The sequence below is a fragment of the Agarivorans sp. B2Z047 genome (assembly GCF_023373605.1).
GTDB lineage: Bacteria > Pseudomonadota > Gammaproteobacteria > Enterobacterales > Celerinatantimonadaceae > Agarivorans > Agarivorans albus.
The window spans coordinates 4,030,541-4,045,089 of the sequence record NZ_CP088080.1 but is presented as its reverse complement, the minus strand read 5'-3'; the positions used below and the strand labels follow the sequence as shown (position 1 = coordinate 4,045,089).

The window sequence follows — 14,549 nt, the reverse complement described above, 5'->3', positions numbered from 1 at the left end:
AGGCCAGCTTAAAGCTGGCCTTTTAGTTTGTGTGTGAGCTTATTTAGCCTCTGTTGCTTTCTCTTCTTGAGGTAATACCAAGTTAAGAATAATAGCTACAATGCCACATAGACCAACACCTTTAAGGGTGAACTCGCCTACACCAACGGCCATGCCGCCAATACCAAATACCAGGGTTACAGATACAATCACCAAGTTGCGTGGAATAGAGAGATCAACTTGTTTGCTAATTAAGGTGTTTAAACCAATGGCTGCAATAGCACCAAATAACAAACACATAATGCCGCCCATTACCGGTACCGGAATCGACAACAACAAGGCTCCGGTTTTACCCACAAAAGCTAGGCCAATGGCAAATACCGCAGCCCAAGTCATAATCACTGGGTTGTAGGTTTTAAGTAGGCTCACCGCGCCGGTTACTTCGCCGTAGCTTACAACCGGTGGTGCACCAAAGCTGGCGGCTGTCATAGTAGCTAGACCGTCACCCAATAATGAGCGGTGAATACCAGGCTTTTCTACGAAGTTTTTGCCAGTAACATTGGAGATTGCCAATATGTCACCAAAATGCTCGATGGTAACAATTAGGCCAATTGGCGCGATGAATAAGATGGCCTGCCAGTTAAACTCTGGTGTTACAAACTCTGGAATCGCAAACCAAGCAGCTTGGCTTACAGAAGTAAAATCTACTAAGCCAAAGAATAAGCTCAGTACATAACCTACCACCACGCCGCTAATAATTGGCATGAGTTTAAGCATGCCTTTGGCAAAAATAGATACCACAATGGTAGTGAACAAGGCGGCTAAAGAGATAAGCAATGCGATGTCTTGTTCTACTAAAACCGCTGAGCCATCACCTGTTTTACCTAGTGCCATGTTTACCGCAACTGGCGCTAAGCCTAAGCCAATTACCATAATTACAGGGCCAACTACCACTGGGGGTAAAAAGCGTTCAATCACTTTGACGCCACGTACTTTTACCACGGCACTAATAATAATGAACATTAAGCCTGCAGCCATTAGGCCACTTAAGGTAGCGGGTAAGCCAAATTGTTGCGTGCCCAAAATAATTGGACCAATAAAGGCGAATGAACTTCCTAGGAAAATAGGAATTTGTCGCTTGGTACAAAACTGAAAGATTAAGGTACCAATGCCCGCACCCAACAGCGCAAGGTTGGGGCTTATTCCGGTTAATAGTGGTACTAAGGTGGTAGCGCCAAATGCAACAAGTAACATTTGTGCCCCAAGTAGTGGGGTGTTCATCCGTCTTTCTCCCTGAACAAAAAAATTTGCTTAGTGTAATCCGAAGGCTGTTATAAAAAAATGATCAAGGTAGTTACTCTTTAAAAAAGTCTTTGTTTTATGATAGTTGCGTGTTCTTTTAGACTTATGTAGCGGGATAGTTCAAAGTAATACTCTACGCTAGGAGGTAATGTGGCAAAGCAGCAGAAACAAAAAATCTCAGATGAAACGGTGACAACGGCAGATGCGATAGCAAAAGCTAATCAACGGCCGGGTCAAACTAAAGAGCAAACCAAATTAATATCGGCAGGTATTCAAAAAGGCATTGAGCAATACAAAAAGCAGCATAAAGCTAAAATGCGTGAAGCCGACAAAGCACGTAAAAAACAAGCTCGCCAGCAAAGCGATAAGCAAGTTGATGCACAGGAAAGCCCACAATCTGCAGGTTCGAACAAGTCGGAGTATTTGCCTTGGGTGCTGCTAGCCTTGTCGTGGATAGGTTTTGCAGCCTATGTTTATAGTTACTCGCCAAATTAGGAGCTAAACATGCGAGGCAAGCACGTTCTTATTCGCCCTTATCTACCAAGCGATGCTGTTGCCCATGCCGAGGCGGTTCGCGAAACGGCTATTAGCGGGTGTCGTTGGCTAGATTGGATGGAAGAAGATTACCCTGAAGAGGAAAGTCGCTCTTGGTTAGCGCTAAGCCAAGCTGCGATTGCCAAGAACATTGCCTTTGATATGGGCATATTTGCTAGCCAAGGTGGGGAGTTTTTGGGCGCTATTGCCATTAATCGTATTGAATGGAATTACCGCGCCGCCAACTTGGGTTATTGGATAAAAGACAGCGCCAGCGGAAAAGGCATCGCCACCGAAGCCGTGCGTTTAATGGCTGATTATGCCTTTAATGCTTTGCAGCTAAACCGACTAGAGTTGGTGATTGCTGAAGAAAATTTTGCCAGCCGCCGCGTTGCCGAAAAAGCCGGCGCTCAGTTTGAATGCTTAGCTCGTGCACGAGTATTGGATTACGGCAAGCCCTGCCATGCGGCAATTTACTCACTGATTGGCGATGACCTACTACAACCGCAAAGTTAGCTATCTACGCTTTTAAGTGATGTGCGACCACGTTGGTTAATAAATTTGAGCATCGATTTCCCCAGCAGCCAGGGGAGATCTTGATTCACGGCCTGATAGCCTAAATGGCTAGCCACATGGTTAGTAAACTGATTCCATCCAACGTTAGCTAAACGCCACGCCACACTTTTTTGCTGAGACGCATCAATAAACAAATGCACAATCGCCCGAAAACGTGGAGACTCCAAACTGTCTAACCAAGTGAGGCGTAAGCTTTCTCGGCTACTTAAATCTAGGTGTTGAATAAAGTTTTGAGTCAGTCGGCTATTTACCGCCGAAGTAATCGATTGCAAGTTAGGGAAACAGTCGTTAAGTTCGGCGTCGCTAATACCGCATTGGCTAGCGATGTTCTTCATCTCAATTTGCTGCCAATCACCCTCTAATAGAAAGGCCAATACCTGATCGAGAATGCGTTCTTTAAGTTGCTGCTGAGGTGACAAGTTTGCTGGCGTCATGGCTCGCTTCCTGCGAATTAAGTATGCAAACTTTCCACACACTTAGGGACTATAAAAATCGCTCAGGAAAGTCACTAATAACCATATCCAACCATGGTAACAATGCGGTGATTTCGGTGGGCTCATTTACAGTGTATGTAGACAAACGATAACCCGCCAGTTTGATTTGTTTAGCTTGAGCGACACTCAGCTTTTGATAATTACAATGGCAAGCAACGGCATCAATGTCTGCGAGTTGTTGTCGCCAGTTTTCTGGAGGGGCTTCATAAAGCTGGGCGAGCTCTAATTGTTTGGCATGTTTATGTAAAAACAACAAAATTTGATGATCGAAGCTGGATATCAGCAAATCGCTTAAAGGAAAATTACAGTGCTCAATCTCTTCTAGCACCGCTTCGGCAAGCTGTTGGCGGGGCTGTTGGTGATACTTAAGCTCTAAATTTAGCTTCAAACCTAATTGTTTGGCGTGTATTAAATATTGGCGCAAGCTTGGGATTTGTTGGCCAATAAACTCTGGCGCAAACTTAACTCCAGCATCGATGGTTAGCAATTGATCTAAGCTGTGCTCAGCCACTTTGCCGCTGCTGTGGGTGCAGCGGTCTAAGTTTTCATCGTGGAACACGATAGCTTGGTGGTCGTTTGCCAAAAAGGTATCAAATTCGACCCAGCTTAAACCTAGCTCTGCAGCTCGGTCTAAACCTGCTAAAGTGTTTTCTGGTGCGCTGCCTGCTGCGCCGCGATGCCCTACTATTATTGCCATAAACTTGCCTGTTCGGTGTTCTTTTAAGGTTTTGCTAGTTCAGTGTAGCCTAGTAGGATAATTGGCAAATAATACAGTTTCATGATTGTTCTAATAGGCTGGCTCCGCAGTGTTTACAGTAGTCTGCATCATGGTCGTGACCCGCGCGCTCACAATGCAAACAACGATGTTCGCGCTGTTCTCTGCGCATCTCGTTTACTAACTCAGCGCCCACAATGCCGGTTGGCACGGTGATAATGGCAAAGCCGGTTATCATGACTAAGGCCGCCAGCGCTTGCCCTAATGGTGTGGCAGGGGATATATCGCCATAACCCACGGTGGTAATGGTAACAATCGCCCAATAGATGCTCTTAGGAATGCTGGTAAAGCCGTTTTCGGGCCCTTCAATGGCATACATTAAGGCACCATAAATGGTGGTAATTAAGCAGATACAGAATAAGAACACCAAAATTTTGCGCCTTGCCAGCATTAAAGCGCGCAGTAGCACGTTGGCCTCACTCATATAGCGCACTAACTTAAGCACCCGCAAAATTCGTAATATACGCAGTAAACGAAATAGCAGCATGACTTGGGCGGCAGGGTAAAGCAGCGCTAAATAGGTAGGCAGAATAGCCAGTAAATCAACAATGCCATAAAAGCTTTTAGCGTACTCTTTGGGCTGGGGAGAACAGTACAAGCGAGCGATATATTCAAGGGTGAAAAACAAAGTAAATACCACCTCTAAGGCGATAAACCAAGTATGGTAGAGCTGCTCAAACTCACTGACCGAATCTAAAATAACCACGCTTACGCTGGAGATAATAGCGACGACTAACAGCAGGTCAAAACGTTTACCGGCTTTTGAGTTATAACCAAAAATTATCTCATAAAGCCTTTGCTGCATTGGGCTTTGTTTGCTTGTTTCGTTAGACACAGATTCATCCTTGATTAGGTTTCTGGCTTAAGTATATCGATAAAAAACAGGATTGGCAGCGAGCAGTATAGAGCCTCAAAGGCATTGTGTTACATTTGTACCGTGAGTGACATACTAGCTACCTATTTATCGCCAATGATTACTATTGCTTGATAAGAATTGTAAGTTGCAAATGAATAGAGTACTTAATTAAGGAATTCGGATAAAGAATGATGGAAAGCATAAAAAACAAACACTTTGTTGTAAGCGGAGCCACATCGGGTATAGGAAAGCATCTGGTTAAATCGTTGTTAAAGCGCGGCGCAAAAGTGTCTTTTTGCGGGCGTTCCTCAGATAAATTAAAGCAGCTAATTGCTGAGTTATCCTTTGGGAATGAGCAAATGTATTATCAGGCATTTGATATTACTGAGTTTAGCCAAATTGGTGGGTTTGTTTCATCAGCGATTGCGCAGCTTGGAGAAATAGACGTATTGGTGAACAATGCTGGGGTAAATTCAGCTCGCGCCGCGGTGAATGCAATTAACATTGAAGACTTAAACTGGATGTTAAAAGTAAATTTTCTGGCACCATTCACTTTTATGAAGGAAGCGTACAACCAGTCTATGTTGGTTCAGCAGCGTGGGCTGGTGATCAATGTAATGTCTACTGTATGTCTATTTTCTAATCCCAATATCGCTGCTTATACTGCTTCAAAATCAGGTTTTGATTCCTTAGCTAAAGTATTTCGCAAAGAGGCGAGAGAGCAGGGTGTAAAGGTCTCTTCAATTTATCCAGGTGGGGTAGATACGCCTTTTCGGGAAGCTGAAAAACCTGAGTACTTAGCTGTGAATGATGTGGTGGAAGCTATCTTAACCTTAGCGCAGCAAAGTGCTAACTCTAGTATAGATGAGCTAGTTATTCGCCCAATGATCGAACGAAACTTTAGTTAGCCTTAATTCCCTCATCACTATTTGGCTTACAGTTCTCTAATACAAAATCTTTGAAGCGCTGATTGGCGCGAGACATATAGGCGTCGCGACGCCAAGCTAAGCCTAGTTCTAGAAAAAACGGCGGATTAAAGCTTAATGAGTGCAGGGCGTCGCCCGGTTGCACCACCATGCTAAGCAGGGTGGTGATGCCAAAATCTCGTGCCACTATCGATTTAATCAAAGGTATTAAGTTGGTTTGAAAAGAGACCTGCGGCACCCGCTGCTGCTCACGACTTATTTGCTCTATCACCTTGTGGTGAAAGTAGCCCTCTCTAAATAGCACCAACTCATGGTCCAAAAATTCTTGGTGGCTAATACTGTTTTGTTGGCTTAGCGGGTTATCTTGGCTACAACAAGCTAGCAGTTCTCCTTTGTAAATTGGTTCGCAATGTAGCTCTGGTGGTACATCGTGGGTGACTACAATGCCTAAATCTAATTCGCCATTCAGTAGCTTTTTTCTCACCAATTCGGTACCTGTATCTATCACCGACAAATTTAGTTGTGGGTAGAGGCTTTTAAAGCCCATGAGTAACGGCGGGAAGAAGTAAGAGCCCATCATGCTAGGAATGCCAATGGTGACTGTACCGCTCTCTAAGCCTTTTAAAGATTGCATGGCTTGTTCGGCATCTTCGGCTTGTTTTAGCAATTGTATTGCGTGCTGATAAAGAACTTGGCCTTCGGCGCTTAAGCTTACTTTACGCTCATTGCGTTGTAGCAATTGAATGGAGAGCTGCTGTTCCAACTTTTTTATGGTAGCGCTAATGGCTGGCTGGGCAATGCCCAAGTGTTTAGCCGCGGCGGTAAAACTAGCTAACTCTACTACCGTTACAAATTGTCGCAGTTGTCGCAGTTCCATTTGCATATCCATAAATAAAAGTTATCACAGTGATAATACTAATATATTTTATTTATTGGTAGCGCAGGCATAGCATTAAGTTATCGCTATTGATTGAGTTGGCTATGCAGTATCAGCAAAACAGTAAGGGCTTTTGGAAAGTAACCGCAGCAGTGTCTGCGGCTTCATTGGTCACCTTTTTTAACCTTTACTTGGTGCAACCGCTGTTGCCTATGTTTGCCAGCGAGTATCAGGTATCGGCGTTGGCCGCCAGTGCTATGTTATCGGCAGCCATGTTAGGCATGGCATTAGGTTTACTGTTGTTAGCCTCCTTGTCTGATGCCGTGGGTCGGCGCAAGATCCTGCTGTTCTCTATCGCATTAGTCCCTTTTTTAAGTTTACTTATAGGTTTGGCGCACCCCCAATCGTTTTATGCCATTGTAGTGTTGCGTTTTCTGCAGGGTGTTTGTTTGGCTGGCGTTCCTGCGGTAGCGATTGCTTACTTAGCAGAGCAATTAGATCCGCAAGCCTTGATTAAAGCGGTGGGTATTTTTATCGCGGCCAACTCTTTAGGTGGAATTGGAGGGCGTTTACTTGGGGACTGGAGTGCCGACTTGCTAGGCTCTTGGCAGATGTCGTTTATGGTAGTTGCCTTGCTTAGCTTGTTAATGGCCTTAGCAGTAGTAATGCTACTGCCAGTAGAACAAGCTAAAACCTTAGGTCGCTGGCGCTTGTGTCAAAGTCTCGCTAACTATAAACGGCATATGCGCAACCCGCAGTTAGTATGTGCTTACTTAGTGGGCGGCATCGGTTTTGGGGTGTTCATAAACCAGTTCTCTTACCTCACTTTTATTTTGGCCGAAGCGCCATTTTCGCTGCCTGCTAGCCTTACGTCGTTATTGTTTCTTAGTTACTTAGGCGGCACATTTACTGCCAGCTCGGCCGGGCGAATTGCGCAACGTTACGGCGGTAAACGTTGTATAGTGTTGGGTTTATTGGTGATGACTATTGCCAGCTTATTAAGTCTGTTTGGCGAGCTATGGATGTTGTTATTGGCAATGGTGGTCTCTTCAATGGGCTTCTTTTTCTGCCATGCTCAAGCCAGCGCATGGGTAAACCAACATGCCACTCAAGCTAAGGCCAGCGCATCAGCTCTTTATACCATTAGTTATTACATTGGTGCGGCAAGTGGCGGCGCATTAATGCAACCCTTCTTTGCAGCTTGGGGCTGGCAGGGCATTGTGTTGGTAAGTGTTTGCTCACTGTCGGCGGTGGCATTTATGGCGCAGCGTTACCTGCATGCTGACGAAGGCGAATTAAAGATTGCTAAGGTGTAAGGCTATCGCTGTTCATCCACTTTATTAAACCTTGCCTGGTGTGGCCATTTCTATTTGTTCGAGCCAATATGTAGTTTTTGAAGTCTAAATTTCTTCATTAATTCTGCGACAACAAAAGTGTTTAATCACTCAGCCTAAGGCAAATTTAGAGCTTTAACTTCAAAAAACTGTCACTGAGTTGTCACATTTTGTTCGTCATTTTTATGTTTTTTTGTCATTAAGTTTCGTCAGGCTAGACCAGTTAATGGCGCCGCTGTGTGCGGCATTCTTATGGTCTCAGGGACGAGTAATATGAACCCCAGAAATTTTATGTTAGTGGGCCTATGTGCCTTAGGTACTAGCGCGCAAGCGAATGTACTCATTAGTGAATATATAGAAGGTAGTAGCTTTAACAAGGCAATTGAAATTGCGAACTATGGTGATCAAACGGTCGATCTAAGCGCTGGTGATTATCAGCTGCGCTTGTTTTCCAACGGAGCAAGCACCGCCACCAATACCCAAGCGTTAAGTGGCAGTTTAGCGCCAGGCGAAACCTTAGTATTTGTGAACAGCAATGCGGTGATTGGCAATAACGACAATGCTCTAGTTCCCCCTGGTGTGGGCATTGAGTCAAGCGTGGTTAACTTTAATGGTGATGATGCAATAGCTCTGTTTGCCAACGATGTATTGCTTGATCGTGTTGGTCAAATTGGCGTGCGTCAAACTTGGACCGATGGCGGTGCTTCAACGCAAAATCAAACCTTGCGTCGCCTTGATGAAAGCAGCCCTGATAACGACAACAGCCAAGAATTTGTGATTTCTTCTCGTTGGTTCAACTACGCAACAAACACCGTCGATGGCCTAGGCTGTATTGGCCAAGATGCTTGTGACAATGATGGCGGGCCAATTGAGCCTCCAATCTCAGAAATTGGTCAATGTGGTGATACAAGCACTGCGATTAATAGCATTCGTTCTGCCAGTTTATTAGACCAAGAAGTGGTGGTTGAAGCTGTTGTCGTGGGTGACTTCCAAGGTGATGCTACTAACAATCAATTATCTGGCTTTTTTATACAGCATGCCGATGCTAACTGGGATGCAGACCCTCAAACTTCTGAAGGGATATTTGTTTACCACTATGCAGATGAGGTTTCGCTAGGCCAACGAGTACGCGTAAAAGCAACTGTAGCCACTTATAGCGGCGGTAATCAGCTTAAAGATGTAAGCGGCTTAATTGTGTGTGGCGAAGAAGCGCTGCCTAGCGCAACCAGTCTAAACCTACCCTTGGTGGATGCGGATCTTTATCACCTAGAAGGCATGCGTGTGGTGTTGCCACAAACCTTACACGCCACGCCTGCCTACACCTTTAATCGCTATGGCGAAACGGTGTTGTCCTTAGGTAAGCGCTTTAAGTCTACCCAGGTTTACCCAGCCAATACGCCAGAAGCCGAAGCTTTAGCCCTAGCTAACCAGCTTAACCGATTGGTATTGGATGATGGTTTAAGTTCGCAAAATCCCGATGATATAGCCTACTTCCCTAACTTCTCGGCCTTAAACAGCCTGCGCGCTGGTTCGCAAGTGAGCAATGTTGAAGGCGTTATTAATTACAGCTTCGGCCAGTTTCGGGTGCAGCCTACGGTAGTACCTAACTTTATCGATGCGAATCCAAGAACCACCGAGCCAGAACTAGACGAGCTGGGCAACTTAACTGTTGCAAGCTTTAACGTGCTTAACTTTTTCACTGATTTAGACATCGACAATGCGACTGATTTTCGTGGGGCGGATACTGCTGAAGAATATGAACGTCAGCGGGCTAAATTGGTGTCGGCTTTGGTTGCTATGAATGCCAATGTAGTAGGCTTGATGGAGCTGCAAAATAACGGTTTTGATGAGGCTAGCGCAATTCAAAACTTAGTTGATGCGGTTAATGTTCAGCTGCCCGAGCAGCAACATTACGCCGTAGTGAAGCCTTTAAGTGAACGTATTGGTAACGATATGATCACGGTAGGTTTAATCTACCAGCCAAGTGTTGTGCAGGTTTATGGTGATGCGCAGCTAATTAATGCTTATCCCTTTGACGACGTTACTGCTAAGCACCGTGTTCCTTTAGTGCAGCAATTTAGCATGGTAGATGGCGGCGAGCGTTTTTATGTTGCAGTTAACCACTTTAAGTCTAAAGGCAGTAGCTGTAATGCCTTAGGCGACCCAGACATGGGAGATGGACAGGGCAATTGTAATGGTCAACGCACTTTAGCGGCGCAAACACTGAGCCAGTTTTTTGCCGAAAAACAACAGGTATTGTTGTTGGGAGACTTTAACGCGTATGCCAAAGAAGACCCAATGTTAGCCTTTGAAACGGCTGGCTTTACTAACCTAGTACCACTGTTCGAAGCAAACAGTTACTCCTACTACTACGATGAAGAAGCAGGTAGTTTAGACCACGCCTTGGCCGATTCAGCCTTAGCATCGCGAGTGCTAGATGCCACCGATTGGCATATTAATGCCGACGAACCAACCGGTTTAGATTACAACACCGAGTATAAGTCTGACGCGCAAATTACTAACTTTTATGCGCCACATGCTTATCGCGCATCGGATCATGATCCCGTCATCATTGCTTTAGATATGCGCAGTGCGGGCACTATTAGCACCGCGACTGAACTCACCATTGCCGAAGGCAGTAATGGCTCGTTAACGATAGAGCGTTTAGCCGGTGATTTTGGCGATGTAGTGCTTAAGTACCAAGTAGTTGCGGGTTCAGCCGATGAGCAAGATTTAGCATTGCTAAGTGGCGAACTAACTTGGCTTGACGGTGATATGAGCAGCCGAGAGCTAAATATTGCTGCGTACTCCGATGAGCTTTTAGAGGGAACAGAGCGCGCCTATTTGCAGTTAAGCATAGAGCAAGGTGCGGCCAGTTTAGCCTTGCCGCAAGTTGAGCTGATTATTGAAGACAACACGCCATTAAGTGTAGCCATGCAGTTTGAGCAAATTAACGTTGCTGAGTCTGCTGGCAACATTACCATCCCACTGGTGTTAAATGGTGAAGCCAGCACTACTGTTAGTGCGTGGGTATTGGTATTGCCATCGTCTGCTAATTGGTTTGACTACCGCGCGCCGTTTTTCCAACGTGTACAATGGAGTGAAGGTGAAAGTGGCGTTAAAACGGTGAGCGCAAAAATCGTTGATGATAAGCGCAAAGAAGGTGACGAACGCTTTAAGGTTTACTTGTTCTCGGCTCGTCCTGCCCAACTAGGTAACATTACCAGCACTTGGGTAAACATTGGCGACAACGATTAAACAGCCAACATTGTAATAGAAAAGGCGAGCTGCATGGCTCGCCTTTTTTGTTTTTATACTTAACCTGAACTCGGGATAAGGAAGTGGCGATAACTCTGCTAGCCAGTACTTAATCTAGCTTCATGTTTCTGGTGAGATAGTTTTACTTAGTTCAAGACGAAGCTGCGCGCCAATAGCTAGTCTATTGCAAGTAGCTTCAACACCGAAATAAGTAAAAATAGCCGCTAGAAACCAGTTTATTATCCTGAGCTCAGGTTACTTACTTTTTGCTGGCAACAATGGCGTAAACTAGTGGCGAGTTATAGTGCTCGTGTTCATAAACAAACTCGCCGGCAGCGCGCTCGGTTAAATCTTCAAAACAGTTATATGGGCTGTAATCGTATTCGTTTAGCAACTCGATGTTTAAGCCAGCTTGAATCAGTGCATTTACTACATCAGACAAGGGATGACCCCAGGTTAGCATTGGGCTCTCTTCGCCATTGTCGTTTTCGGTATAAGTGCCTTCTTCATCTAAATCTGCTTCATCACGGTGAAAGTAACCATAGCCACTGACTAAATCATGAACCGGATGAAACTCAGCTAAACAAAGCTTGCCGCCGGGTTTTAAGCTGTTTGCAATTACTTGAGCCCAGCGAGTGATGTCGGGTAGCCAACATAGCGCGCCGTAAGATACAAATACCCAGTCATAAGTGGTTTGATTAATGTCGCCAAAAGCATATACATCGCTACAAATAAACTCGGCCTTTAAGCCTGTTTTTTCTGCCAGTTCTTCAGCGCGCTTAATCGCCTCACTAGAAAGATCAACAGCGGTAACCTCGGCGCCCAAGCGCGCCCAAGATAAGCTGTCTAAGCCAAAATGGCATTGCAGGTGTAACAGCTTTTTACCATTAACATCGCCCATGAGCTCGCGCTCTATAGACTTGAGCGAACTGTTCCCAGCGAGAAATCCATTTACATCATAAAAATCAGAATCTACGTGAAGCTCGGTACGTTTGTCCCAAGCGGCTTTGTTTAGCGCTAAATAGTCCATGTTGGCCACTGCTCAATTATCATTACTAGGCTAAAAGTTTACCGCAAAGCGTGTGCTTAAAGCAGTACTCGCTGACAAAACTAGACGTTTTAGTGGCTGCTTTGGTGCTCGCGGTGTTTTAGCAACATGTCTTCCAGCAATATTAAACCTAAACATACGCCGTTGGGGCCGGTTACTGCTACTACGGTGTAGGGTTGATTAACAAATTGTTCAAACAGTTGATCGAATGAAGTCTCTAAACTTACTTGCAGAAAATCTTTACTCATTACCTGATGGACGCGTTTATTTAAGGTCATTAAGTCGCGGTTTTGTTCACCTTTGGTATTGAGGTATGGGCTAATGGCGGCGCTTACATCGCTTTGTTGCAGCACGCCTAAACAGTGGCTTTGTTCGATCACCAATAAATGTCTGGTTTGATGCCGTTCAAATTTTTCTAGCGCCACGCTGAGCTTTTGGTCGGGGCCAATTTTGGGAAAGTCACGACGCATTATGGTTTGCGCATTCACAATATTGTCGTGATACAAATGCTGTGACAGCGGCATATAAACCGGGTCGTTATGGCAGCTTAAGGTTTGCTCTAGGCTACGTGGTTTACTAAAAATATAACCTTGCAGCATATCGACATTTAACTTGGATAATAGGTAAAGCTCTTGTTGGGTTTCTACGCCTTCGGCGATCACCTTGCCTCCCATTTTGTGGGTAAGCTTGCACAGCATGTCGATCATCGAAAATTCGTTAGATTCCTCGGTTAAACCAGAAACAAACGAGCGATCAATTTTCACAATGTTTACCGGAATTTGCCGCAGATAAGAGAACGACGAATAGCCTGTTCCAAAATCATCTAAGGCAATGGCAATGTTATGTGCTTTAAGCTTATCTAACCATTCAGAGTGGTAATAAGAGTCGTCAAAATAAGCCGATTCGGTAAGCTCTAAAGTGATTAGGCTTAAATCAATATCACTGGCTTCAAAAATATTTAAGGTATCTGCCAAGCAACAATGGGAAACCCTATCATTAACTACCGAGCGATTAATCGACATGCCAATGTTGTTGTCGTGGTAGTGGCGTTGCAGCAGTGGTAAATCGTGTAAGGCTTGTTTGGTAACCGCGGCGTCTATTTGATCAATCCAGTTATATTCTTCCGCTATTTCAATTAGCTCTTGCACACTGTAGGGGAGTTTGGTGTCTAACTTAACTCGGCATAGCGCTTCAAATTTAACTATTTTTAGCTCGGGTAATGCAACAATGGGTTGGTAATAGGCTTCTACTTGATTAGCCGCTAGGGCTTGTCTTAGTAGGGTGGCTAAGGTGGCTTTTCGGTTAAAGCGCTTAGATAAGCGCCGGTCATAATAATACAAGGAAGAATCGTTGCCTTGGCTGTTAGCAATTAGCGCTTGGCTAGCATGTGCCAACATCTGCGAAGGCGAAGACGCATCTATCTGTAACACCGAGGCTCCGCCATGTACGGTAGCCGACAGGCCAATATCTTCATAACTGTTGTGGCCTTCTAGCGCAGCGAGGGCGCTTTTTAAGGTTTGTTCAATGTCTTCCATTTGCTTGGGTACAACCCAATAAGCCGCAAACATTTTTTCATTAAGTATGCCTAAATGGCCACGCTGGCTTAGCTGACTAAAGCGCTGTGCCACCAACCATTGGCGGGTTATTGTGCTGGTGGCTTGTGCAAGGCTAACGCTAAATACTAAGCCAACTATGGTGACCTCGTTGCTAAGTTGCTTGTAGTCGGCATTTAGCTTTTTGTTAAATGCGTTTTTGTCTGGAACATGCACTTTTGAGTTGGCGTTGGGATCGTCTTCGTCCCATAAATCGGTAGAGGTATCTAAGCGGTGGCTAGATGAGACATAAACATGGTCTTCATTAGGTAAATCAATACGTTGAATGCGCGCTTCGTGAGCGTATACCTCACCTTGTTTGGTTTTTGCTAATAGCTCGCCGGTCCAAATTTTTTTCTCGTCTACGTGGCCCCACAGTTTTTGATAAAACGGTTTGGTATAGCGGCCACTTTTAAGTATCGATGCGGGTTGGCCCAACAATTCATGTTCTGGGTAGCCAGTGTTATTACACATTGCCTCGTTCACCATCAATATGGTGTGATTGATATCGGCAATCATTAAGCCTTCATGAGCTTGAGCAAAAACCCGTTTTAAAAATGCGAGTTCCTGCTGTTTGGTAAGAAAGTACTGTTTTAACTCAATGGTACCAGTAATCACTTTGTCATTTTTGGGTAGGGGATTGATTACAATCTCAGCAATATAGCGATGTTGGTAGGCATTTAATATAGCGGTTTGAATAATTGGCTTACCCGTATCGATAACTTGGCGAATATGCTTTTTAAGTAAAGATAATTGGGTTTTCTCAAAGGCTGCAAATAGCTGAGAAAGGGTGAGCACCGATTGGCTAGGGTAACCCAGCATCGCAATAAGTTGATGAGGGCAAGTAAAGTCGTTGTTTTGTAAATTAATAGACCAAGCCTGTGGTGCAAAATCTTTAACTTTTTGGAATGAAGATTCATCAACGACCATTATTCGCCCCTAGCGACTGGTTACTTGTCATTACCAACAACAATTAGATTACTCATTTAAACTTTAGC

12 protein-coding genes are annotated in these 14,549 nt (G+C 44.7%); 5 read left to right on the top strand and 7 right to left on the bottom strand.

The genetic code is table 11. The features are described from left to right. Positions 1–39 precede the first annotated feature (39 nt). A complete protein-coding gene (locus tag LQZ07_RS18500) occupies positions 40–1,260 on the bottom strand; it encodes a uracil-xanthine permease family protein (protein WP_152781891.1) in 1,221 nt (406 codons plus the stop codon). 171 nt (positions 1,261–1,431) lie between these two features. Here LQZ07_RS18500 and LQZ07_RS18495 point away from each other — a divergent pair, with 171 nt between their 5' ends. Together LQZ07_RS18495 and LQZ07_RS18490 are read left to right on the top strand one after the other, a co-directional pair. Next, a complete protein-coding gene (locus tag LQZ07_RS18495) occupies positions 1,432–1,776 on the top strand; it encodes a DUF2956 domain-containing protein (RefSeq protein WP_249483255.1) in 345 nt (114 codons plus the stop codon). A 9-nt stretch (positions 1,777–1,785) separates the two neighbouring features. Next, positions 1,786–2,331: a GNAT family N-acetyltransferase gene (locus tag LQZ07_RS18490; protein ID WP_152781889.1), complete on the top strand. Its 546-nt coding sequence runs from the start codon at positions 1,786–1,788 to the stop codon at positions 2,329–2,331. On the opposite strand, the gene LQZ07_RS18485 is transcribed toward LQZ07_RS18490, so the two are convergent. The 3 genes from LQZ07_RS18485 to LQZ07_RS18475 all read right to left on the bottom strand — a co-directional run bounded on the left by LQZ07_RS18485 (position 2,328) and on the right by LQZ07_RS18475 (position 4,495). Beyond that, complete coding sequence (locus LQZ07_RS18485) at positions 2,328–2,825, bottom strand: TetR/AcrR family transcriptional regulator (protein WP_016403810.1); 498 nt, start codon at positions 2,823–2,825, stop codon at positions 2,328–2,330. The two genes, LQZ07_RS18490 and LQZ07_RS18485, sit on opposite strands and share 4 nt — an antisense overlap. 49 nt (positions 2,826–2,874) lie before the next feature. After that, entirely contained in the window at positions 2,875–3,582 is a 708-nt protein-coding gene (locus LQZ07_RS18480) for a glycerophosphodiester phosphodiesterase family protein (protein WP_152781887.1), read from the bottom strand. A 79-nt stretch (positions 3,583–3,661) separates the two neighbouring features. Next, on the bottom strand, positions 3,662–4,495 hold the full coding sequence (locus LQZ07_RS18475; RefSeq protein WP_249483253.1) for an ion transporter: 834 nt from the start codon (positions 4,493–4,495) through the stop codon (positions 3,662–3,664). Positions 4,496–4,704: 209 nt separating this feature from the next. Between LQZ07_RS18475 and LQZ07_RS18470 the strand changes: the two genes are divergently transcribed. Continuing rightward, entirely contained in the window at positions 4,705–5,424 is a 720-nt protein-coding gene (locus LQZ07_RS18470; protein WP_227981257.1) for an SDR family oxidoreductase, read from the top strand. On the opposite strand, the gene LQZ07_RS18465 is transcribed toward LQZ07_RS18470, so the two are convergent. Beyond that, complete coding sequence (locus LQZ07_RS18465; protein WP_152781885.1) at positions 5,417–6,319, bottom strand: LysR family transcriptional regulator; 903 nt, start codon at positions 6,317–6,319, stop codon at positions 5,417–5,419. The two genes, LQZ07_RS18470 and LQZ07_RS18465, sit on opposite strands and share 8 nt — an antisense overlap. A 104-nt stretch (positions 6,320–6,423) precedes the next feature. Between LQZ07_RS18465 and LQZ07_RS18460 the strand changes: the two genes are divergently transcribed. Together LQZ07_RS18460 and LQZ07_RS18455 are read left to right on the top strand one after the other, a co-directional pair. Then, a complete protein-coding gene (locus LQZ07_RS18460) occupies positions 6,424–7,635 on the top strand; it encodes an MFS transporter (RefSeq protein WP_152781883.1) in 1,212 nt (403 codons plus the stop codon). A gap of 291 nt (positions 7,636–7,926) precedes the next feature. Next, positions 7,927–10,911 carry an ExeM/NucH family extracellular endonuclease gene (locus tag LQZ07_RS18455; protein ID WP_194164111.1) on the top strand — a complete coding sequence of 995 codons (2,985 nt, stop codon included), beginning with the start codon at positions 7,927–7,929 and terminating at the stop codon, positions 10,909–10,911. Between the two features lie 259 nt (positions 10,912–11,170). On the opposite strand, the gene LQZ07_RS18450 is transcribed toward LQZ07_RS18455, so the two are convergent. Both LQZ07_RS18450 and LQZ07_RS18445 read right to left on the bottom strand, forming a co-directional pair. Then, positions 11,171–11,941 carry a class I SAM-dependent methyltransferase gene (locus LQZ07_RS18450; protein WP_152781879.1) on the bottom strand — a complete coding sequence of 257 codons (771 nt, stop codon included), beginning with the start codon at positions 11,939–11,941 and terminating at the stop codon, positions 11,171–11,173. An 89-nt stretch (positions 11,942–12,030) separates the two neighbouring features. Then, positions 12,031–14,481, bottom strand: coding sequence for an EAL domain-containing protein (locus LQZ07_RS18445; RefSeq protein ID WP_016403803.1), 2,451 nt, complete (start codon positions 14,479–14,481; stop codon positions 12,031–12,033). Positions 14,482–14,549: the final 68 nt, after the last annotated feature.

What these genes read in the sequence shown, in the direction of transcription:
- LQZ07_RS18460 (WP_152781883.1), top strand. Translation starts at nt 6,424, where the DNA reads ATGCAGTATCAGCAAAACAGTAAGGGCTTTTGGAAAGTAACCGCAGCA.
- LQZ07_RS18450 (WP_152781879.1), bottom strand. Translation starts at nt 11,941, where the DNA reads ATGGACTATTTAGCGCTAAACAAAGCCGCTTGGGACAAACGTACCGAG.
- LQZ07_RS18470 (WP_227981257.1), top strand. Translation starts at nt 4,705, where the DNA reads ATGATGGAAAGCATAAAAAACAAACACTTTGTTGTAAGCGGAGCCACA.
- LQZ07_RS18455 (WP_194164111.1), top strand. Translation starts at nt 7,927, where the DNA reads ATGAACCCCAGAAATTTTATGTTAGTGGGCCTATGTGCCTTAGGTACT.
- LQZ07_RS18445 (WP_016403803.1), bottom strand. Translation starts at nt 14,481, where the DNA reads ATGGTCGTTGATGAATCTTCATTCCAAAAAGTTAAAGATTTTGCACCA.
- LQZ07_RS18485 (WP_016403810.1), bottom strand. Translation starts at nt 2,825, where the DNA reads ATGACGCCAGCAAACTTGTCACCTCAGCAGCAACTTAAAGAACGCATT.
- LQZ07_RS18480 (WP_152781887.1), bottom strand. Translation starts at nt 3,582, where the DNA reads ATGGCAATAATAGTAGGGCATCGCGGCGCAGCAGGCAGCGCACCAGAA.
- LQZ07_RS18490 (WP_152781889.1), top strand. Translation starts at nt 1,786, where the DNA reads ATGCGAGGCAAGCACGTTCTTATTCGCCCTTATCTACCAAGCGATGCT.
- LQZ07_RS18465 (WP_152781885.1), bottom strand. Translation starts at nt 6,319, where the DNA reads ATGGAACTGCGACAACTGCGACAATTTGTAACGGTAGTAGAGTTAGCT.
- LQZ07_RS18500 (WP_152781891.1), bottom strand. Translation starts at nt 1,260, where the DNA reads ATGAACACCCCACTACTTGGGGCACAAATGTTACTTGTTGCATTTGGC.